The organism is Acaryochloris sp. 'Moss Beach', assembly GCF_021497025.1.
Classification (GTDB): Bacteria; Cyanobacteriota; Cyanobacteriia; order Thermosynechococcales; family Thermosynechococcaceae; genus Acaryochloris; species Acaryochloris marina_A.
This window is the reverse complement of the sequence record NZ_CP071717.1, coordinates 2046351-2067127: the sequence shown is the minus strand read 5'-3', so window position 1 is coordinate 2067127 and position 20777 is coordinate 2046351. Positions and strand designations below refer to the sequence as shown.

Sequence of the window (20777 nt, the reverse complement as noted above, 5' to 3'; positions counted from 1 at the left end):
GTCTCTCCAGCATTGTCTCCATTGAAGGCCCCACATCATAAACCTCCAGTGCAGATAATGCGCTGGAGGTTTATGGAAAGAAATTGAAGGACTAGCTAATTAAAGGACTAGCTAGCGATATACTCTCGCACTTCGCCTTTGCGACGGCGCAGATAGTCTAGGGCTTGCCGTTCTAATTGACGGACTCGCTCTCTGCTAAGGCTTAATTGTTGTCCAACTTTGGCAAGGGATAACTCCTTACCGTTGTCGAGACCAAACCGCAGCATTAAGACATCTCGTTGCTGAGGGGTTAACTCCGTCAGCAATTGATTCACGTCATCCCGCAGGGCTTGGGTGGTCGTGAATTGCTCCGGAGATTGCCCGTCGTCTTCCAGCAAGTCTCGCAACTCGGTATCCTGATTGTCACCGACTCTCAGATCTAACGAAATAGGCTGACGAGCAATGGTGAGATAATCTCGGATTTGGCTGGGCTCTAGTTCCAATGCTTCCGCAATTTCAGCGGGGGTGGCACTGCGACCCAGCTTCTGGGATAACTCACGCTGGGCTTTTTTGATTTTGTTGAGCTTTTCGGTGATGTGAATGGGCAGTCGAATGGTGCGAGCCTGTTGTGCGATCGCACGGGTGATCGCCTGGCGAATCCACCAGTAGGCATAGGTTGAAAACTTATACCCTCGGGTTGGATCAAACTTCTCAACCCCGCGTTCTAATCCCAAGGTTCCTTCTTGGATCAGGTCTAGGAGTTCTAGGTTTCGCTTTTGGTACTTTTTAGCAACAGAAACGACCAGCCTGAGATTGGCTTCAATCATCTTTTGCTTGGCTTGCTGTCCTTGGTGCAGGGACAGTTCCAATTGAGAGGGACTAAGATTGGCTTTCTCTGCCCACTCTTCTAAGGAAGGTTCACGCCCCAATTCATCCAATAAAGTTTTCTGCAAGTCTAAAAGCGCCATCATGGCCTGTACTTGCTTACCAAAAACGATTTCTTGCTCATGGGTCAACAAAGGCACTCGACCAATCTCATGGAGATAGGTACGAACCATATCTGTTGTCGGAGACACAGAGATAGCTTGTTGCTTAGTTTTGGTTTTGGACATGGACTTGAGCTACCCCCTTTAAGAAGGTGATGTTGGCATGAAGACTATCAAATTTCAAATTTAATAGTGAATGATGCAATCAGTGAGTGTTGATATAGGCCGCTTAAAAACGAAGTCAGTATGAGTTTGTCCTTCTATACTAGGCCATTTTTCTAGGCTTGGTGAGATTCGAATATTCGGTAAACCGTATTCACTAAGGCTATTGTGACCTCACAAGCCACTTTTCTGGCCGTTCTTGTAATAAGCAACAAGTTGTATAAGCATCCTCACCTATAGACTGTGCTGTAGCCTAAAAAGTTTCAAGGTCACTACATCCTCGCCGATAGACCTGAAAAAACCCTGAGTAACAGCTGTTAATTTTGGATCTGACGGTCAAGGGACCACCTAAAAAGCCTAGGTAAGGATATACGCCATAGAATACCCAGGACCCATCCAAATTTTCACTGTTTTCTAGGGTTAGATACTAATTTCAACATTTTGACCCAAGAGTCTTTGTAATCCTTGATTCTTGCCAATTAAGTGTTTGGCTGTGTCATCCCCAACGATTGATGGCTATGACAAAGACCAGGGATTCGTATTATTATGATAAGTAACTTAAATAAGTGTTAAAAAATTGACTTAATTAGTTGCCAATTAACACCTTTTGACATCCAACGCAATAGTTCTAATGAATCATAATCTTGTTCGTCGAGTGTTCACAGCCTGTCTCGGTCTAATACTGGGTTTTGGCATATGGGTTAGGGCATCACCCGCACAAGCCTTTGAAGCACCTGAACTATTACCTGCAGAACCCACCTCCATTGTGGATCTCGCTCAGGCTCTAACTAGCACTCAGAAAAGCAAGCTAGATAAAGATCTAGACGTTTTTGAGCAAGATACAGGCTGGAAATTGAGAATTTTGACCCAGTACGATCGGACTCCTGGTCGTGCCATCAAAGATTTTTGGAATTTGGATGAAAATAGCGTGCTGTTGGTGGCTGACTCCCGGGGTGGCAACATTCTCAATTTCAATGTCGGTGATTCGGTTTATCAATTACTTCCCCGCACCTTCTGGGTTGAACTGCAGACTCGGTTCGGTAACCAGTACTTTGTACAAGAGAATGGGGAGGATGAATCGATTATTCAAGCCATCGACTCCGTCAAGACTTGCTTGAACCAAGGAGGCTGCCGAGTCGTACCCGGATTACCTCAAGAACAATGGATTTTTACGCTGATCACGTCTGTGATGGGTGGAATTATCTGTGGTTTCTCGGCTCACCCTCGCACGGCTGATCAAACTTTCGCTTGGCAGTGGATGTTGATTTTCTCTCCTCTTTGGGGGATTTGTTTCTTTTCCTTTGGACTGGGCCCTGTTCTGGCTCGGACTTCGGAATGGTTGCCTATCTTGAGAAATGTGGCTGGCTTCTCGGTTGGGTTCTTAATTGCCTTCTTGACGCCTATCTATAAAGCGCCACCTACCTCTGAAGTGTAAGGGGGTGCCTGACTTTTTTGTTTTTGGCACAGATCTATATGCTGTATGACTTTGGCTAGTTTTGGTTCTGAACAGCTCAAAATTATTGAGATATAGTTGGAATCTGGAAGCATCGCATTTAGTAATTGCTTAGTGATTGTTACGAAGACACTTCAAACTGACGTAGGCCGATTGAAAGAAATCTTTCAGTCCATTACTGCTGAAAGTTGTCCCCATGCCTATAATTTTCATTTGCATACCCTCCATTCGGATGGGCGCTTGGAACCACAGCAATTAGTTCAACAAGCGATTAAAGCGGGCCTAACGAGCTTAGCGATTACGGACCACCATAGTGTTGATGGCTATTGGAGCGCGTTAGAACTATTGCAAGCTCAGCCTTCACAATCCTTGCCTCAGCTGTGGACCGGCATCGAAATTACATCTAAACTCCTTGAGACGCAAGTGCACATCCTGGGCTATGGCTTCGATCCGCATCATGCTGCATTGCAGTCTTATCTATTAGGCTCAGCACCTGCAGGGCATCAGGCTCAGGCCAACCACGTGATTACTGCTCTGCATGAAGCAGGTGGACTGGCGGTGCTGGCCCATCCCGCCCGATATCGACGATCGGTGAAGGAATTGGTCAGTGCGGCTGCCCAGGCTGGAATGGATGGGATAGAAACCTTCTATTGCTATGGGAATAAAGATCCTTGGGAACCGAGTCCATCTCAAACCAATACGCTAATGCGACTGGCTAACCAGCACAATTTACTGCAAACCTGTGGGACTGATACCCATGGTTTAGATATTTGCCGCCGCCTCTAGCTGAGGTTTACCACTCATGAAGAAACTGGAATTTTCTGTTGGGGGAGATGCACCTAGGATTGACCGCTGGCTGGCTGATCAAGTGGATTCACTGTCGCGATCGCATATTCAGAAACTGATTGAACAAGGCCATGTGCAAATCAATCATGAGATTTGCACCTCCAAGAAAGATGCTCTACACATGGGCGACCAGGTCGAAGTTCAAATTCCTGCGCCCAAATCCTTAGCCCTAGAGCCCGAACCCATGGATTTGGAGATCCTCTTTGAGGATGACCATCTCCTAATTGTCAACAAGCCTGCAGGTCTAGTAGTCCATCCAGCCCCTGGCCATGCCACAGGTACTCTCGTACATGGCCTCCTAGCCCATTGCCAAGATGATCAGGGCTCAACCCTCTCGGGCATTGGTGGGGTAGAGCGACCGGGTATCGTTCACCGTCTTGATAAAGACACCACTGGAGCCATCATGGTGGCTAAAACTGACCAGGCCCATCAACATCTCCAGGCCCAGATTGCAGCCAAAACAGCCCTACGGGAATATGTGGGGATTGTCTATGGTCGTCCACAAGCCACAACGGGACGGATGGATTTTCCCATTGGTCGTCATCGATCGGATCGAATCAAAATGGCGGTGGTGCCTGAAGAACAAGGAGGCAAAGCTGCCGTGACCCAATGGCAGATGCTCCAACCCCTGAATAATTATGCCTTGGTCAAGTTTCAGCTAGAAACCGGACGCACCCATCAAATTCGGGTCCATTGTGCTCAGATGGGTTGGCCCATTGTCGGCGACCCCCTCTATAGTCGAGGTCGATCCTTGAAGGTTAATTTGTCAGGACAAGTTTTGCATGCATGGCGCTTAAGTCTTCAACATCCCATCACTCAAGAAAAACTCAATATTCAAGCCCCTTTGCCTGCTGACTTCGTTAAGTTATTCAACCGCTTACAACATCAAGCTAATCTGAGCCCTGTAAACATCTACCTCAGCATAGAGCAGCCAGCAGGTTGACTTTTCTGAGATTTATGAAGTGAACTGGGAGCCATCTCAATAGAGTATGTAAGCTTCTATGGCCTATCCCTTCTTAAAACTGGAAGTAAATAAACTCGACAGGGGCATTGCTTGCTCCAATTAAGATTAGTAAAAACATAACTGTGTATAAGATGACTCTTGAGGGTAGAGGCCAGCTAAATTGAAACTGCTCATCTCCAACTCTCAAATATTGAACTGTATCGAGGAGCATGAGTATAGGGAGTCCCCAGATAAACGATCGAGCGGGCATCTCTATATTTAAAGATGCTAATTGCCAGTTTCGGCATAGAGCAAATGTAAATTGGCTGATTTGCTGAAAGCTTTGTGCTCTAAATAATAGCCATCCGTAACAGGTAACAACAAAGAAAATTCCAATTTTCACTGGAGTCAAGATCTTCAGGCGAAGGATAGTATGGTGAGCATTCTTTTGAGCTGTCATGATGCGATGAGTGCAAAGACAGATCCCTTGATAAAACCCCCAAAGTAAAAAATTAAAAGAGGCACCATGCCATAGACCACCTAGAATCATGGTCAGCATGAGATTGCGATACAGACTAATTTGACTGCCCTTATTCCCTCCTAAACTTATATATAGATAATCCCGTAGCCAAGTAGACAAACTGATATGCCAGCGCTTCCAAAATTCTTGAGGATTACATGAGAAATATGGTGTATTAAAATTAACCATGAAATCAAAACCAAGAGTTTTAGCAACACCTCTAGCTACGTCTGAGTAACCAGCAAAGTCACCATAAATTTGAATCGCAAATAAACAGCAGCTTACAGCGATATTTATCCCCGTTTGTGATTCAGATGAATTGAATACGCTATCCACGAGCGGTGCAGCTCCATCCGCAATGACAACTTTCTTAAATAGACCTAAGAGAATAAGATAGATGCCTTGAGAGAAGCGGTTCCAGTTGATTACTCGTGTATTGTAGATTTGCGGTAAAAGATGGGATGCTCGTTCAATTGGCCCAGCGACTAGCTGAGGGAAAAATGCAACAAATAGTGCGAAATCTAGAAAGCTAGATGCAGGCTTTAATCTTTTTCTATAAACGTCAATACTATAGCTTAAGGTCTGGAATGTGTAGAAAGAAATTCCAACGGGTAAAATGATATTTAAATTTCCAGAATTTGTGGAAATGCCAAATACTTTTACAAGATCGACCAAGGAATCTACGAAGAAATTAAAGTACTTAAAGAAACCAAGAATAGATAAATTGCTAATAACAGATATAGACAATAGTATCTTACGTCTGTGTTCCTGATGTTCTTGCTCTAGTTTTCTAGCTGCGAAGTAGTCGATTATTGTTGAAAACCATATCAGGCTTAGAAAACGCCAATCCCATACACTATAGAAAAAAATAACTAGTGGCGAGTAAAAAAAATATTTTGTATGCGGCGATCCATAAAATAGTAAACCGCATAAATCGCTATCATGAAATAGAGAAATTCGATAGAATTGAATATCATTTTTTCGACTAATATATTTATTCGTTTAAGTATGGAAATTTAAGATTGATGTCTTGTGCAATTTCTTGGGCCATGATTTTATGTGCAGCTTTATTAGGATGACTATCAAATTCAGATGTAGCCATGCCATTGATTTTATGGCTTAACACTAAGACTTTAATATTATTTTCTTTAGCTAGATCGATTACTTCATTTTTGTAGAGAAGAAGCAACATCATCTAAAGGGATTACTAAGATAATATTACTGGTTAGTTTCTTCGCTGCTGATAACCAATTGATGAATTGTGTTCTGAACTTTTTCCAGTTTGATGTGTTGCTTGCATAGGTTTTTAAGAGATAGTCTTCATAGTTTTCTCTTGGTTTAGGAAGGAGATGGGATAATTGGATGTCAAGAAAATGCCACAAGTAAGATTTTTTGTCGCAATTTATTATGTAGAGGAATATAGGTCCAAGGGGCTTTGGTCTTTTTTGGTCTTCTTTGCCGATCAACTTCAAGATCAGTGATATGCCACTGATAAATAATTATATTGGGCTGGAGAGCCTCTCCCCATTTTTCTAAGTTGTCTAGATGATCAAGTGTTTCATATCCTTGTTTGGCAATGACTGCGATTTCTACCTGGTTGTTGTAATTAAGCAATCTTTCTTTCAAAACGGAAGGATAACTATCCTTTGAATTCTTAATACCTTGCCCCCATGTGATTGAGTCACCTTGCACTAGTACTCTAAGTTGATTTTTGTTTATAGGGTTTGTGTAATGGAGTCCACGCTGATTGTTATATTTATTTCCGTTTCTATCTTGATAGAAACCGTTGCTTAAACGACCACTTCTTTGTGTTGAAACACCGCCCCAAAAAATCAATCTTAAGAATATTTCAGCTGTGATAATAGCTAGCAATCCGAGACCAATGCTGAGACGGGTTATTTTATAAATACTTTTGACTGCCATGCTTTCTCACTTTGTCTATTGAACTTAATATGCAAAGACTTATCTACAATACTTGTATTGAACTCTGGTGATGTATGTCACCGGTCTTTGGTACGACCTCAGCGAGGATAGTCTCATGATCACCAACTTTCGCTCAGCTATTGATGGCGAGCCTAATTAATGAGGAATATTCCAGTCATTGCCACTCAGCAATTGACCAAACAGTTTGGCGATAGTATTGCTGTTAGTCGAGTGGATCTGCAAGTTCAACAAGGCGAAATTTATGGCTTGATTGGTCCCAATGGAGCAGGCAAAACCACTCTGATTCGCATGCTGGCGACAGCCGAAGAACCTACCTTGGGCAATATTTCGATTGGCGGACAGACCCTCATTCAAAATCAGCCTAATCCTGATATCAAGCGGCGCATCGGTTTCCTGCCGGATGATTTTCCTCTATACGATGATTTGTTGGTTTGGGATTATCTAGAATATTTTGCTCGCTTGTATTATCTGCAAGAACCAGACCTCAGCCACAGATTGAATGAAGTGTTGGCGTTGGTCGATCTGGACAGTAAGCGCCATAGCCCGATTAGTACCTTATCTCGGGGTATGAAGCAGCGCCTCAGCTTAGCTCGAACGATTATTCATAAACCCACCTTATTGCTGTTGGATGAACCTGTTTCCGGGTTAGATCCAGTGGCTAGGGTACAGTTCCGTCAAACCTTAAAGACCCTACAACAGCAAGGATTAACTATCTTTATCTCTTCCCATATTCTCAGCGATTTGGAAGATTTCTGTACCTCCATCGGCATTATGCAGATGGGACAACTGGTGGAGAGTTCAGAGCTGCGGGCTTTATACAACCGAGATCAGACCCAGCAATTGATTATTTCTACTGTGGCTGATTTAGCGCCTGTCGAAACCTTTCTACAGGACCATGCATTCGTCCATGAATGCAAAGTCTTACGAGATAAACATCAAATTGCCGTCACCTTTACGGGCACGGATGATGACATCGTTGCGTTGTTGCGATCGCTAATCTCCCACAACTTCCCAATTATCGATTTCCACCGTACTCAAGAGAGCCTTGAAGATATCTTTATCAAAATGGGCTATCGGCAAACCTCATAACTCTCTGGTCGCGTCATGACATCCACCTTAATGAATCGAGTCGGCAATTGGAATCCCCAGCTGCTGCGAGAATTTCGAGGCCGCTTAAAGCCCCGTAGCATTGCGGCAACGATTGTGATCTCTATAGTTGGCCAAACACTCCTAGGCCTGGTATTTTCCCAGCAGATCTCTAACCCCATAATTGAACGTTGGGCGGGTTTAGCCGAAGCCATGCTTTGGATTTTGCCCTATGCTCTGTTCACTTCAGGGAGCTACTACCTGGTTAGCGATCTGAATCAAGAAGAAAAACGCGGCACGCTCAATTTTATTCGGCTTAGCCCCCGTCCCAGCCGAGGTATTTTGTTGGGCAAAATGTTGGGGGTGCCGATCTTGCCTTACATCGCCATTGGGCTTGCAATTCCTTTGCATATCATTGCCGGGCTTAATTCAGGTATGCCGGTATTTTTCTTGATCAGTTACTATGTGATGCTGGCAGCCGGGTGTTTTGCTTTGTTTAGCCTGGCGATTTTGTATGGCCTTCTCAGTAGCTCTCGGACTATCGCCGTTGGGCAGCAATCTGTAGTGGCTGTAGCTTTCGCAGGACTAACCCTTTTCTTCTTATCTCCGCTCTACTTTGCCTGGAATATGGCAGTGACTTGGCGGCCTTTAGGGATTAGCGAATGGTCTGCCCAAGGGGATACTTACCAATATGCACAAAGAGATCAGACTGTTATTATTCGCTGGTTTGGGCAAGAAATTAACCAGTCTGTATGGTTGTCCCATGGCTTTACTTTAGTGGCATTAGCTATTGCTACGATGCTTATTTGGTCGATGCTAGTCCGCTTATTTCGTAATCCAGGCACCACCGTCATGAGTAAATGGCAGAGTTATGCCATTGTGGCCTTCCTAGAACCATTAGCCATTGGCTTTTTCGTCATATCTTCTAGAACGACTGGAATCAATACTTTTACTGGGATGGCTGGAACATGGATTCTATATGCGTTTAATTTCGGTATGATTTTGGTCATTATGCTGGCCCTCTGTCCTCAACGGGCATCTCTCCTAGATTGGCTGCGGGTTCAACAGAAGCCTCAAGGTATTTTGCGAGATTTAGTTTGGGCCGATAAAAGTCCGGCAATCGTTGCGATCGCAATCAATCTTTTAATCATCAACGCCCTCTATGTCCCTTGGATGTTCTTAGTGGGGTTTGGCAAAGATAATCCTACCGTTGCTGCCATCATTGTTTTATCCATGACCGGGGTATTGCTAATTTATACAGCCGTCGTCCAACAGATTTTCGCCCTCAAAATTCGCAACCCCTATACCTGGACTATGGGAGGGCTGGGGCTTTGGATGCTGGTTCCACCGATTATGTTGGCGATTTTGCGCATCGTGCCTGATCAGATGCCAGCCTCCATGATGATTTGGACTTTCTTGGGCTACCCTTTCAGCGATTTTGAGATGCCTATGTTGATCAGTAGTGCCCTGGTGGGTTTAGTTGCTCAGCTTTGTGTGATTGTGCTGTTAGTATGGCAATTTCAAAATCATCTTCGAAATCTATCCCATTCTCAAGCTCAACCGGTCACTGGATAACTCTCCGAGCAGAAACCTAAGTGCTATTGGGAGGAACGCCAATGATCGAGTTCAGCGTTAATGAAATATTGCACTAAGTCTCGATAAAGTTGTTCGATGATGTCAGGCTCTAAACCAGCTGTTTCAGCCCATTGCCGTCGCTGCTCTAACATTCTCTTGAGCCGTTCAGGGGCTTTGACGCTTTGGGCATCTGTTTTGAATTTTGCTGCTGCTTTAACGTAGTCAAATCGCTGACCGAGTAACTCAATGACTTGGGCATCAAGGTGGTCAATTGCAACGCGAATATCAGTCATGTCCCGACAGTCATGAGCTTTTAGTATTCCTGGATGAGCGCTATCTTCTAGAAACACTGCATCTGCTTCAATTTCAATCAGCATGGCTGGATCAATCAAAGCACTGACCTGCACCATCGTGGTTACAGGTGGGTTGGCCCCAAAGAATTCCTGGTGAGCCTGGGAGAATTTTTGCCATTGCGTAATATCGGTGACAAACATCCGAGTTCGCACAACGGCATGGGTATCTGTTCCCAACTCTTGTAGGGCGGCCTGGATAATCTCTAGACAGCGATGCGCTTGCGTATAACCATCGGCAGAAACTACCTGTCCTTGAGCATCCACAGGGGCTGTCCCTGAAATATGGATCTGATCACCCACTCGAATGGCCCGACAGTAGCCTACCTGGGCTTCCCACGGAGCCCCAGAACTCACCCGTTGAATCGGCTGTTTCATAGCGGTTTCACTCCAATGAGTAGGGCCATCTCTAGCCACTTCCAATAACAGTCCACATCTTCAAAGCCGATTTCTCTCAACCAGCTGAGTTGTGTTTCTATATCTAAAAGCTGATTAGAAGGATCATCGTCTTCTAGGGCGATGTCAAGCGCTTGCAAAAACTGCTCATGTAGTTTGGCCGTGGGGGATGCAACATGCTCTAAGTTGCAGAAAATGCCTCCAGGCTTCAGTAACTCAAATACTTCCTGATAGAGATTACGCTTGCGTGCATCTGCCAGATGATGAATTGCAAAACTAGAGACAATTCCATCAAAGTGTTCCAAGTGAGGTAAGGGCTGCTCCATGTTGTGGTCAACAATCGTAACCTTGGCATCATCCGCAAATCGCTGCCGCACTGCCTCTAGCATGGTTGGAGAAAAATCCATCGCCACACCGTTCACATCAGAACGGTCAAGTTTTAGGAGTGCTAACAAGCGGCCATCTCCCGTTCCTAAGTCCAGGATTCGCTGGGCAGACTGCGGAACATGTTCCAACAAGACTGCTTCTCCTTCTGTACGGTGCGGAAACTGATCTGCCCTAGCTAGATACCCTAGAGCATGTTCTGCCGAGGTCCATTGATTAGACATGATGCACTCATTAAACGGAAACGATGTGGGGAGCGACAATCGTCACTGGAAGCATAATAGATTATTCTGTAGTATTATGCTACAAAAAACCTGAGTGTTCAAACGTCTTTTGTAAATGCAAGGATATTCAAGAAAGAAGGGGTGCTGAAATACTGATATATCAATGTTTCTAAGCACTCTGTAAGATCTGCAATGTCTCAATGCTGTTCTTTATTCAGTTTTTTCGAAATAGATTGTATTACGATGCTTCAAAATAATCTATTGCGCTTTCATCGTTACTAGAGCCATCCAGCAGCAATCTGGGAGTACGGTATTTCCCCCCATTCAAACGCCAGAAAATTGCTACAGTGTAACAGTATTGTCACCTTTAGGTAATTGTCAGGCAATGGAGTCAAGGATTCAAGCAGTTCAAGCCCCTTATGGTGGCGGCGGCGATGCCTATTACCGCACACCGCCCCCTGATTTACAGTCTCTATTGCTAAAAGAGCGAATTGTTTATTTAGGGATGCCCCTATTTTCCTCAGATGATATCAAACGCCAGGTTGGCTTTGATGTCACAGAGTTGATTATTGCTCAACTGTTGTTCTTGCAATTCGACGATCCTGATAAACCTATTTTCTTTTACATCAACTCCACAGGTACCTCTTGGTATGGCGGCGATGCCATTGGCTTTGAAACGGAAGCCTTTGCCATTTGCGACACCATGTCATATATCAAACCTCCTGTTCATACCATCTGTATTGGTCAAGCGATGGGAACTGCGGCAATGATCTTGTCAGCGGGGACGAAGGGGTTTCGAGCGAGTTTGGGACATGCCACTATTGTTCTCAACCAAGCCCGCAGTGGTGCCCAAGGGCAAGCCTCTGACATCCAAATTCGAGCCCAGGAAGTCATTGCCAATAAAACCACGATGTTAGACATCCTGGAGAAAAATACCGGGCAAACGTCCGAAAAGATTTCCAAAGATATGGACCGGATGTTTTATCTGTCCCCAGAAGAAGCTAAAGACTATGGGTTGATTGATCGCGTGTTGGCTAGCCAAAAAGAATTACCCACGCCAATGCCCTCTGCAGTTTAAAAAATGAGTCAACCTGAGTAGTAGCAAAAAGAGAGTTATCGACTATGCCTATTGGTGTTCCTAGCGTTCCCTACCGTATCCCTGGCAGTCCCTATGAACGTTGGGTGGATATTTATACCCGCCTGAGCCAGGAAAGAATCATTTTTCTAGGCCAGGAAGTAACCGATGGTCTAGCCAATCAAATTGTGGCTTTTCTCCTTTACTTGGATTCTGAAGATCCTAGTAAGCCGATCTCCATCTATATCAACTCACCGGGTGGCTCAGTGACAGCGGGATTGGCCATCTATGACACCATGCAGCACATTAAGTCAGAAGTTGCGACGATCTGTGTGGGCTTAGCGGCCTCAATGGGATCATTCCTACTTGCTGCGGGTTCTCCAGGTAAGCGTTTAGCGCTTCCCCACTCCCGCATCATGATTCACCAGCCCTCTGGTGGTGCTCGTGGTCAGGCTTCTGATATTGAAATTGAAGCTAAGGAAATCATTCGCGTGCGTCAGCAGTTGAATGGCATCTACTCCGCGAGAACGAAACAACCCCTAGAAAAAATTGAAAAAGACATGGATCGGGATTTCTTCATGTCTGCCCATGAGGCTTTGGAATATGGTCTCATTGACCAAGTGATTGAAGAAAAGCCTGCCTAACAGTCTTGCTTTTACAACCTATTTATTAAGTCTGGTAGTCTCTCGTATTGGGGCTGCCAGCTTTGGTTTATGGGGACTTACAGCCCATATTTTATCCTCGGATTGTATATGGAATATGGGCTGTAAGCCTCCTCCTTTTTTAGATGGAACTGTATATTTCTCGAAGAATGTGCTGAATTCGCACTGCTGTTCAGTGAGTATGTTTGGCAATGTGGGGAAACCTTTCGATAGAACACCATCGCTTTTTAGAGCGAAATGTCTGACGGTGATTTCTTAGTATGCGAACTGTACGGGGATGCGAAGCTGGGAAAGAGTTGAAGATATATTCATCGATAAAATAAAAAAAATTGGTTTGGGGGGTCTATGAATAATTCTCTGCTTTTAAGTTTGGGGATATTGGTTGCAACACCTGCTGTTGAGCCTGTATCGGCCCAGACCGTGCCTACTACGATTGCTCAGAGTCAGGATGCGGACGTCTATTTCCAGCAGGGGGAAGCGAAGCAGAAGAAAAAAGAATACAAAAAGGCGATCGCAAACTACACACAAGCGATTCGCCTAGATCCCAAACATGCCCAGGCTTACTATCGGCGCGGTAAGGCCAAGGTTAAGTTAAAGGAGCATAAGGGGGCGATTGCAGATTACTCCCAAACGATTCTGCTCACCCCTAAAGATGCAAAAGCCTATAACAGTCGTGGTTGGGCAAAGTCTGAATTACAGCAATACGAAGATGCGATCGCAGATTTTAATCAAGCCATCCAACTCGACCCAAAATTTGAGTGGGCCTACTACAACCGAGGATGGGCTAGATACAGGCAAAAGGATTTTCAGGGTGCGATCTCAGACTTTACCCAGGCGATTCAACTTAATCCAAAAGAAGCTGAAAACTACTACAGTCGTGGCTATGCCAAGGATGATTTGAGAGACTACAAGGGAGCCATCGAAGATCTTACGGAAGCGATTAAGCTCAATCCTAACTATGCAGACGCTTATAATCTCCGTGGCTATACGCTGAATAAACTCAAACAATATCAGAAAGCGATTCCCGACTTCACTGAAATGATTCGCTTGAATCCCCAAAATGCTCTTGCTTACTACAACCGAGCCAGAAGCAAAGCTTTGTTGAAAGATTACGGGGACGCAATTGCGGACAATACCAAAGCGATTCAACTCGATCCCAAGTATGGTGATGCCTATGGCAACCGAGGATATGTAAAGTCTATCCAAAAAGACTTTCCGGGGGCCATCGCAGATTTAACTCAGGCCATTCAACTGAAATCTCATGATGCGGTCGCCTATAACAACAGAGGATTGGCTAAGGCTGGTTTAGAAGACTACTCTGGTGCCATTGCAGATTTTGATCAAGCGATCCGTTTAGATCCGAAGCTATCCCTGGCGTACTTTCGCCGGGGGAATGTCAAAAAGACTCAACAAGACTTTAGTGGGGCGATCTCAGACTATACAGAGAGCCTTCGCCTCAATCCAAATAATTCAGAAGTCTATACCCATAAAGATAGGGGCGACTATACCCAAGAAGACGGTAGCAATTCGGAGACTTATCATAACCGAGGTTTAGCTAAAGCTGAGCTGGAAGATTACCAGGGTGCAGTTGCAGACTATACCGAAGCGCTTCGCCTAGCGCCCAAAGATCAGAAGGTATACAACGTAGCACCCAAGGAAGAGAAAATAGTCAACGATCGAGGCTGGGCCAAATACAAACAGCAAGATTACGACGGTGCGATCGCAGACTTTAGCGAAGCCATTCGTCTCAACCCCAAAGATGCAGCGGGTTACTACAATCGAGGCTATGCCAAAGATGATTTGCAAGATTATGACGGTGCGATCGCAGATTATGATCGGGCGCTAGAACTTAATCCCAAGGATGAAGTGGCCTATCATGACCGGGGCTGGACTAAATATAATCAAGCCGATTACGACGGTGCGATCTCAGATTACGATCAAGCCCTAAAGCTCAAGCCTAAATATGTGAGAGCCTACGATAATCGTGGAGTTGCCAAGTATCGTCTCCAAGATTATGACAGTGCGATTCGTGACTTTAATCAAGCCCTTGCAATCAATCCTGAGTATGCTAGTGCTTATAACAGCCGAGGTGCCGCCAAGGCGGATCTAAAACAAGACTACCAAGGCGCGATTCTAGACTATACCGAAGCCATCCGTCTTAATCCAAAGTATGTCCAAGCCCATTACAATCGCGGCAATGCGAAAGATGATCTGCAAGATTATCAAGGTGCCATCTTAGATTTCACAGCCGCCCTGGGGTTTGATCCCAATTATGCAGAGGCCTACAATAATCGGGGCTGGTCGAAGTACAGGCTCAAAGAATACATGGGTGCGATCGCAGACTACAACCAAGGTATACAACTAGCTCCCCAAGTGGGCCTTCTCTATGACAATCGAGGCTTGGCCAAGGTTGAACTAAAGGATATTAAAGGTGCGATCGCTGATTACCAGAAAGCAGCATCTCTCTATCTGGCTCAAGACCAAATAGAGGATTACAACAAGGTGCAAAAAAAGCTGCAAGCATTAGGTGCGACTGAGAAAAACTAGCAGGCTAACTCTTCTTCCTGATTAGGATATAAGCATTCGCATAGGCCGGTAGGGTACTGATATGCTGCTTGAACTGATCATGGCTGGGAAAGACCCCCGCTAGAAAATCAAGCTGATATAAATTAGGCAAAAATGCCCCACCCGTATCCGCAAGAACTCCCATATTGAGCTGCTTTGTTCCCCCGGTATCATGCTCTAGCATGATGATTTTGCCTAGGCCAATATTAAGAACATCTCCGGCAAACGTTACACCGGGCCGCACCGCGATTTTGGCAGTCTTGGGGCCATACCCCTTAATGGCATCTACTTGCTTGAAGTACCAGTAGCGTTTCTGTTCTCGTTGAGGCTGTCCACGCACATAGGCAACCCCATTGTTGCGATCCACATTGAAGTAGGCTGAAGAGCCATCGCCAAACCGGATCAAGATTGTGCCCTGTAACAAGGCATCTTCCAATCCTTGCCGAGTTAGGTAAGCCAGAGGAGCGACTTTCCCTTGTTCCTTGCCTCCAGTTTCATAGATACCTGTGAGAACTTCCTGCTTCGAATAGTTTTGGAAGAATTTATCCACCGCATACTCTGGTTTGAGTTGGTAAAGAGGAGTATTAAATTCTGCGGTTTTCGTTCGCGAGCCTTGATGGGCAAAAACGGCATACTTGGTAATTCGCAACTGATTTTGGTCGGGTTGTTGCGGGTTATAGGGTTGCCATTTCACCACCTGGAAATGGGTGTTGATGAAATTAGGATCTTTTAAGCGAGACGGGCGCTGGAGGGCAATATCTTGTTCCAGGGTAGTGATCATAAAGGCCAAGGTGTCTTGGATATCCTGAATCGTGACGCCACCCGTTCCTAAAATCCCTTCCCGCAATGCCGTTGAATCATTTTGACTATGGGATTCAAAGTAAGTTTTGACATTGATCAGGACCGCTAATAAATCGGCTTCGTTGAAATCAACCTGATGGTTGGGGAGATAGCTGTTGCTAAAAATTTGCTCCCCTGTGACATTGAATTGATCCTTTTTGGCCTCATCAATAACCGCATAGGGAGTGCGAGAAAACGCAACTTTCTGCTTTGGAGCCTTGGGTTTAGGGGTTGCCTGATTTTTGGGATTCGGTTTTGGAGGCTTATCTGCGCCCCTAGGCTTCGGGGATGCCGGAGTCTGAGGAGGTGCATCCGGTGCGCCAAGAGGTGCAGGAGAAGACGTTTGAGGCGGAGCTTCTGGATCGGTCAGGATGACTGACCAACTGGCTGCGTCCTGATTCGATAGGGCAGGTTTCGTTTTTTCGGTCGTGGATTGTGAAGGTGGAGCGGACGTTTGAGTCTGCGTTTCGCGTTCAGCACAGCTACTCAGCACCGATAAAAAGAGGGGTAAGACTAAAAGATGAAGCTGTACTTTGAGGGGCAGAAACAAACGCATACTTCGGTCAATCCTTAAGGATTATTCTCGCAATGATGATTATTAAATGAGTGACTGAGCTGAATCGTCAAGAGTAATGGGCAAATTACCTAATCTAACGTTCGTTTTTAATGTTCACAAATGACTTTACAAACTGACAATTTGTGTCCATGAATTCTAAAAAGAATGTGCGAAGGTGCGATCGCATCTTCAGTCCCCCTGTAGGATGGTTGCCAAAGATTAAACCCTAAAAACGGCTCAATATTATGGTTAATCCTAACGATCCGAACTCTGAATCAGGTGGAATCCCTTCTTCAGAACCAGGCTCGGATCCTAGTAGTGCTCAGAGTGCCGATTCAGGCCCTATTTCTGACGAGTTATTTGACTCGTTGTCAGAACTGTTAGGAGATACCCCTGCCACCGATGAGCCTGCCTCTCTACCGGATTTAGACTCCTGGTCTGAGGAATCCACTGAATCCCCATCTGCCCCAGAAGAGCTGGGATCCATTCTCGGCGATACAACAATGATTCAGATGGGGCCAGATGTAGAAACGCCTCCCCTAGAGGAGCTGAGTGCCATTGGCGATAGTTTGGAATCGGCTGATTCGTCTGAACTGCCACTAGTTGGAGAGGATGAAGGAACTCAGCCTCTCGATGCCTGGTCAGAGACGCCCTCAGACTTTAGTTCTCCTGTCCTAGATAGCTTGGATGTGCCTGGAGATCTCACCCCTGAGGTCGGTGACCTATCAGATCCTAGCCTTCCTGATATAGCTGCCGCGGCATCAACCGATTCAGCTGATATTCTGTCCGATCCTTTTGCTACCCCTTCAGTTGAGCCACCCGTCGATTTAACCCCTGAAGTTGGTGAGCCGTCATACCCTGGCCTTCCAGACATAGCTGCTTCGGCATCAGCAGAGTCGGCCGATATTTTGTCTGATCCTTTTGCTGCTTCTTCAGGCGAGCCGCCTGTCGATTTAACTCCTGAAGTCGATGAGCCATCAGACTCCGGCCTTCCAGACATAGCAGCATCGACCAGTGCAGCAGATACTCCCTCCGATCCTTGGGCTGAACAAATTCCCATTACCCCACTGAGTGCAGAGATTGAAGAACCAACCCTAATTCAGCCACCTGACGTTCCAACTATCAGTGAGCCTGTTGAAGAGTTCATATCTCTAGATTCCACGCCAGACGAGAGTCCACTGCCTGATCCTTGGATGGATGAAGTCGAGCCTGCTCACCCTGAAGAGGTGATACCAGAAATTTCGACCCCAGAAACGACAGATTTCTCAGGATCCGATAGTCCTCCCGTGGCTGATTTTGCGGCCGATGTGTCTGCTGGTGCTGAAATACCAGTGGTGGAACCTGAGATAGAAGAACTATCAACGCCAGAAGATCAACCCTTAACAGTGGGTGAAGATTCTCCTACGAGTGATGACTTACCTGTAGCGGATTCATCATTCTCCATCGATCCAGGAACTCCCCTAGACAGTGAGGCAACGCCTTTAGCGCCCAGTGCAGGGTTTATCAGTTCTGATATGGCAGAAGTTCCTACGAGTGAAGCAGACTCTGATCCCAGTGATCCTGTTGAACCAGATAGCTCCGCAGCTGATATCCCTGCTGTCATACCTCCGTTAGGAGGGGTAACAGGCGATAGCGCTGCTATGCCTGAAGCGGATGGGCTGGAGTCCGTACCCGCCTTAGAAAGTGATGGTGAACCTGAGGTTGCCTCTGCACCAGCACCAGCTCCTGTGCCAGCACCAGCTCCTGTGGCTGTAGGCGCAGCCTCTTCAACCCGTTCTTCTTCTGGAGCAAATGCAGGTGATTTAGGCGCGTTAAGCGATAAGTTACCCCTTAACCGCGTTCAGGCCGTTGGTTTATTGGTCGCCATGTCAACTTTAGGCACCATTACTTATTTTGGAGTGACTGGCAATCAGCAGGAACCTTCTCAAACACCGACTTCTGATCCATTGGTATCTTCTTCGCCTCTGAACCCTAATCAATCTGGCAATAGCCCAGGCAACTCGCCTATTGCCAGTGCTCCTACTGCTAGCGAGGATGCTCCTGCCGGTGCGAATACGCCTGGACAGCCGCCCACCAATCAAACAGCAGTCGTTCCTAGTCCTACAGAGGCAATCGGCGGTATTGGTGCGCCTGAGGTGATTCCCTCACAGCTTGATATTTCTGATGTTCCTGAGGATCATTGGGCCTATCCTTTTATTGCGAAGCTCCATGCTCAAGGGATTATTCCGGATTACCCTGATGGCAAGTTTCAGCCGGACAAGCCGGTAACTCGGGCAGAATTAGCGGCCCAAATTCAACGGGCTTTTGTTGATGAACCTGGGCAGCGCTCTTTGAGTTTCTCTGATATCGCGACGGATTATTGGGCTGCAGACGCCATTGAAGGAGCTGTGGATAAGAAATTTATGAGCGGATATCCGGAAGGAGATTTCCAACCGGATAAGCTTGTGCCTCGTTATGAGGTGCTAGTCGCTTTAGTGAGTGGCCTAGAACTAGAGATTCCCACATCTCCAGACTCTAGCCTGCAGCGTTTTCAAGATCAGGGCCAACTCCCTGATTGGTCAAAAGGCAAAATTGCGGCCTCAACCCAAGAAAGCATTGTGGTTAGTCATCCTGATCCAGGGCTCCTCACACCAGAAGCGAATGCGACTCGGGCAGAAGTCGCCGCCATGATTTACCAAGCGCTGGTGCAATCAGGGCGGCTAGAACCGATTGAGTCTGAGTATGTGGTGACGCCAGATTCTTAAGGGATGATCAGGTTATGGGATGAAAATAAAAGGCTAATCCTAACACCGCATAGGTGGCTAGGAGCAATGTTCCTTCCAACCAGTTGGACTGACCGTCTGAGCTAATGGAATTGGCAATCAATACCGATACGGCAACCGCGACTAATTCAAAAGGATTAAAGTCCAAGTCCATAGGTTGACCAATCACCCAGCCCGCTAAAACTAAAGCAGGTGCCACAAATAGAGCAATTTGCATACTGGAGCCGACGGCGACGGACACAGACAAATCCATCTTGTCTTTCATGGCCACGGTGACGGCGGTGGCATGCTCAGCGGCGTTGCCAATAATGGGCAGTAAAATCACCCCGGTGAATAGGGGGGTCAATCCCAGTTGCTCGGTGGCTGCTTCTAAGCTACCCACTAAAAATTCGGATTCAACGGCAACCGCTAGGGTGGCTGCTAGCAACACACCAATCCATAGTCGTAGGTTACTAGAACCTTCTTCATGGGCCTCTTCTTCTTCTGACTCCATTCCCGCAACCCCGACATCAAACAAGTAGGTGTGGGTTTTCATGGAGAACAGGAGGGTTAAGCCATAGACACCAATCAGCACGATGGCGACGGCAATGGAAAGATTCTGAAGAACCTGACTCTCGATGCCTTCTGCCGAGAACTTAATGGCCGTTGGCAACAGAATCGCAATGACGGCTAAGTTCATTGATGATGCATTGACACGAGCAACAACGGGCTGAAAGGTCTGTTCTTTGTAGCGGAGTCCACCCAGCAACATGGACAGCCCCATCACCAATAGCAAGTTGCCCAGAATAGAACCGGTAATACTGGCTTTGACCACATCAACCAATCCGGCCTGCAGTGCAATAAAAGCAATGATCAGTTCAGTTGCATTGCCAAAGGTTGCATTAAGCAGGCCACCTGCTGAAGGACCAATAACTACAGCAATTTCTTCCGTCGCTGCTCCCATCCATGCTGCTAAAGGCACAATGGCTAGCGCTGAAGTCGCAAACAGCGGGAGCGGTCCCCACTCTAAAAGGTCTGCTGCAATGGAGACAGGGATAAACAGCAGTAAGACAATAAAAATTCGATTTTTGAGAGTCACAATTGCAGATGATTTGGGTTTACAAGTACATCAAAATCAATTTGGAAAAATTGGGTTTCCTGGTGATTTGTTTGGGGTCATCAGGAGCATTTTGGTGGGAATCGAGCTGATCCCATAGTAAATATAAAGACTTTACCCATAATGCCCGAATAAACTCTTAAGATATCTTGCAAATTCCCCTATTCCCAAATGGGATCGCCTAGGTTATAGCCACAGACAGGTTAGCAGTTTCTTTGCCTCCATAGAATCTAATCAATACTACGTCCGGCTTCACTACATAAAGGACCCATCCATTATTTTTCTTTTGGCTTCGCTGCATCCTCACTATTCAAACTGATCTGGATGTTCAGGTTTGGAATCCAGCTTCAAGCGAGCGCTTAATCATTCCGCA

Annotated in this window: 17 protein-coding genes; 9 read left to right on the top strand and 8 right to left on the bottom strand. The window is 46.0% G+C overall.

Features of this window, described 5'->3' with window-relative positions; all coding sequences use genetic code 11:
* Positions 1–107 precede the first annotated feature (107 nt).
* On the bottom strand, positions 108–1091 hold the full coding sequence (locus HRE53_RS09595; RefSeq protein ID WP_212663227.1) for an RNA polymerase sigma factor, RpoD/SigA family: 984 nt from the start codon (positions 1089–1091) through the stop codon (positions 108–110).
* A 667-nt stretch (positions 1092–1758) separates the two neighbouring features.
* Between HRE53_RS09595 and HRE53_RS09590 the strand changes: the two genes are divergently transcribed.
* The 3 genes from HRE53_RS09590 (at position 1759) to HRE53_RS09580 (ending at position 4369) form a co-directional block, all read left to right on the top strand.
* Positions 1759–2562, top strand: coding sequence for a TPM domain-containing protein (locus HRE53_RS09590; RefSeq protein ID WP_235110167.1), 804 nt, complete (start codon positions 1759–1761; stop codon positions 2560–2562).
* A 132-nt stretch (positions 2563–2694) separates the two neighbouring features.
* Positions 2695–3366: a PHP domain-containing protein gene (locus HRE53_RS09585; protein ID WP_235110165.1), complete on the top strand. Its 672-nt coding sequence runs from the start codon at positions 2695–2697 to the stop codon at positions 3364–3366.
* Between the two features lie 16 nt (positions 3367–3382).
* Entirely contained in the window at positions 3383–4369 is a 987-nt protein-coding gene (locus HRE53_RS09580) for an RluA family pseudouridine synthase (RefSeq protein WP_235110164.1), read from the top strand.
* Positions 4370–4442: 73 nt separating this feature from the next.
* Here the strand turns inward: HRE53_RS09580 and HRE53_RS09575 are convergent, their stop codons facing one another.
* From HRE53_RS09575 to HRE53_RS09565, 3 genes are all read right to left on the bottom strand, one after another.
* Positions 4443–5759 carry an MBOAT family protein gene (locus HRE53_RS09575; protein ID WP_255801481.1) on the bottom strand — a complete coding sequence of 439 codons (1317 nt, stop codon included), beginning with the start codon at positions 5757–5759 and terminating at the stop codon, positions 4443–4445.
* Positions 5760–5883: 124 nt separating this feature from the next.
* Positions 5884–6084, bottom strand: coding sequence for a hypothetical protein (locus HRE53_RS09570; RefSeq protein WP_235110163.1), 201 nt, complete (start codon positions 6082–6084; stop codon positions 5884–5886).
* A gap of 170 nt (positions 6085–6254) precedes the next feature.
* Positions 6255–6812 carry an SGNH/GDSL hydrolase family protein gene (locus tag HRE53_RS09565; protein WP_235110161.1) on the bottom strand — a complete coding sequence of 186 codons (558 nt, stop codon included), beginning with the start codon at positions 6810–6812 and terminating at the stop codon, positions 6255–6257.
* Between the two features lie 159 nt (positions 6813–6971).
* Between HRE53_RS09565 and HRE53_RS09560 the strand changes: the two genes are divergently transcribed.
* Both HRE53_RS09560 and HRE53_RS09555 read left to right on the top strand, forming a co-directional pair.
* Positions 6972–7922, top strand: coding sequence for an ABC transporter ATP-binding protein (locus HRE53_RS09560; RefSeq protein WP_235110159.1), 951 nt, complete (start codon positions 6972–6974; stop codon positions 7920–7922).
* Positions 7923–7937: 15 nt separating this feature from the next.
* Entirely contained in the window at positions 7938–9494 is a 1557-nt protein-coding gene (locus HRE53_RS09555) for a hypothetical protein (RefSeq protein ID WP_235110158.1), read from the top strand.
* 23 nt (positions 9495–9517) lie between these two features.
* On the opposite strand, the gene HRE53_RS09550 is transcribed toward HRE53_RS09555, so the two are convergent.
* The gene (locus tag HRE53_RS09550; protein WP_212663221.1) at positions 9518–10222 is read right to left on the bottom strand and encodes an isochorismate lyase; all 705 of its coding nucleotides are present in this window, start codon (positions 10220–10222) and stop codon (positions 9518–9520) included.
* Complete coding sequence (locus HRE53_RS09545; protein ID WP_235110157.1) at positions 10219–10848, bottom strand: class I SAM-dependent methyltransferase; 630 nt, start codon at positions 10846–10848, stop codon at positions 10219–10221. Before HRE53_RS09545 ends, HRE53_RS09550 begins: the two co-directional genes overlap by 4 nt.
* Before the next feature lie 385 nt (positions 10849–11233).
* Between HRE53_RS09545 and HRE53_RS09540 the strand changes: the two genes are divergently transcribed.
* The 3 genes from HRE53_RS09540 to HRE53_RS09530 all read left to right on the top strand — a co-directional run bounded on the left by HRE53_RS09540 (position 11234) and on the right by HRE53_RS09530 (position 15132).
* The gene (locus tag HRE53_RS09540; RefSeq protein WP_212663219.1) at positions 11234–11926 is read left to right on the top strand and encodes an ATP-dependent Clp protease proteolytic subunit; all 693 of its coding nucleotides are present in this window, start codon (positions 11234–11236) and stop codon (positions 11924–11926) included.
* A gap of 44 nt (positions 11927–11970) precedes the next feature.
* The gene (locus tag HRE53_RS09535; RefSeq protein ID WP_212663218.1) at positions 11971–12567 is read left to right on the top strand and encodes an ATP-dependent Clp protease proteolytic subunit; all 597 of its coding nucleotides are present in this window, start codon (positions 11971–11973) and stop codon (positions 12565–12567) included.
* Between the two features lie 363 nt (positions 12568–12930).
* A complete protein-coding gene (locus HRE53_RS09530) occupies positions 12931–15132 on the top strand; it encodes a tetratricopeptide repeat protein (RefSeq protein WP_235110156.1) in 2202 nt (733 codons plus the stop codon).
* Between the two features lie 4 nt (positions 15133–15136).
* Here the strand turns inward: HRE53_RS09530 and HRE53_RS09525 are convergent, their stop codons facing one another.
* Positions 15137–16546 (bottom strand): hypothetical protein, encoded by a 1410-nt coding sequence (locus HRE53_RS09525; protein WP_235110155.1) that lies wholly within the window; start codon positions 16544–16546, stop codon positions 15137–15139.
* 245 nt (positions 16547–16791) lie between these two features.
* Between HRE53_RS09525 and HRE53_RS09520 the strand changes: the two genes are divergently transcribed.
* Positions 16792–19290: an S-layer homology domain-containing protein gene (locus tag HRE53_RS09520; RefSeq protein ID WP_235110154.1), complete on the top strand. Its 2499-nt coding sequence runs from the start codon at positions 16792–16794 to the stop codon at positions 19288–19290.
* Between the two features lie 7 nt (positions 19291–19297).
* On the opposite strand, the gene cax is transcribed toward HRE53_RS09520, so the two are convergent.
* A complete protein-coding gene (cax, locus tag HRE53_RS09515) occupies positions 19298–20386 on the bottom strand; it encodes a calcium/proton exchanger (RefSeq protein WP_235110153.1) in 1089 nt (362 codons plus the stop codon).
* Positions 20387–20777 lie beyond the last annotated feature (391 nt).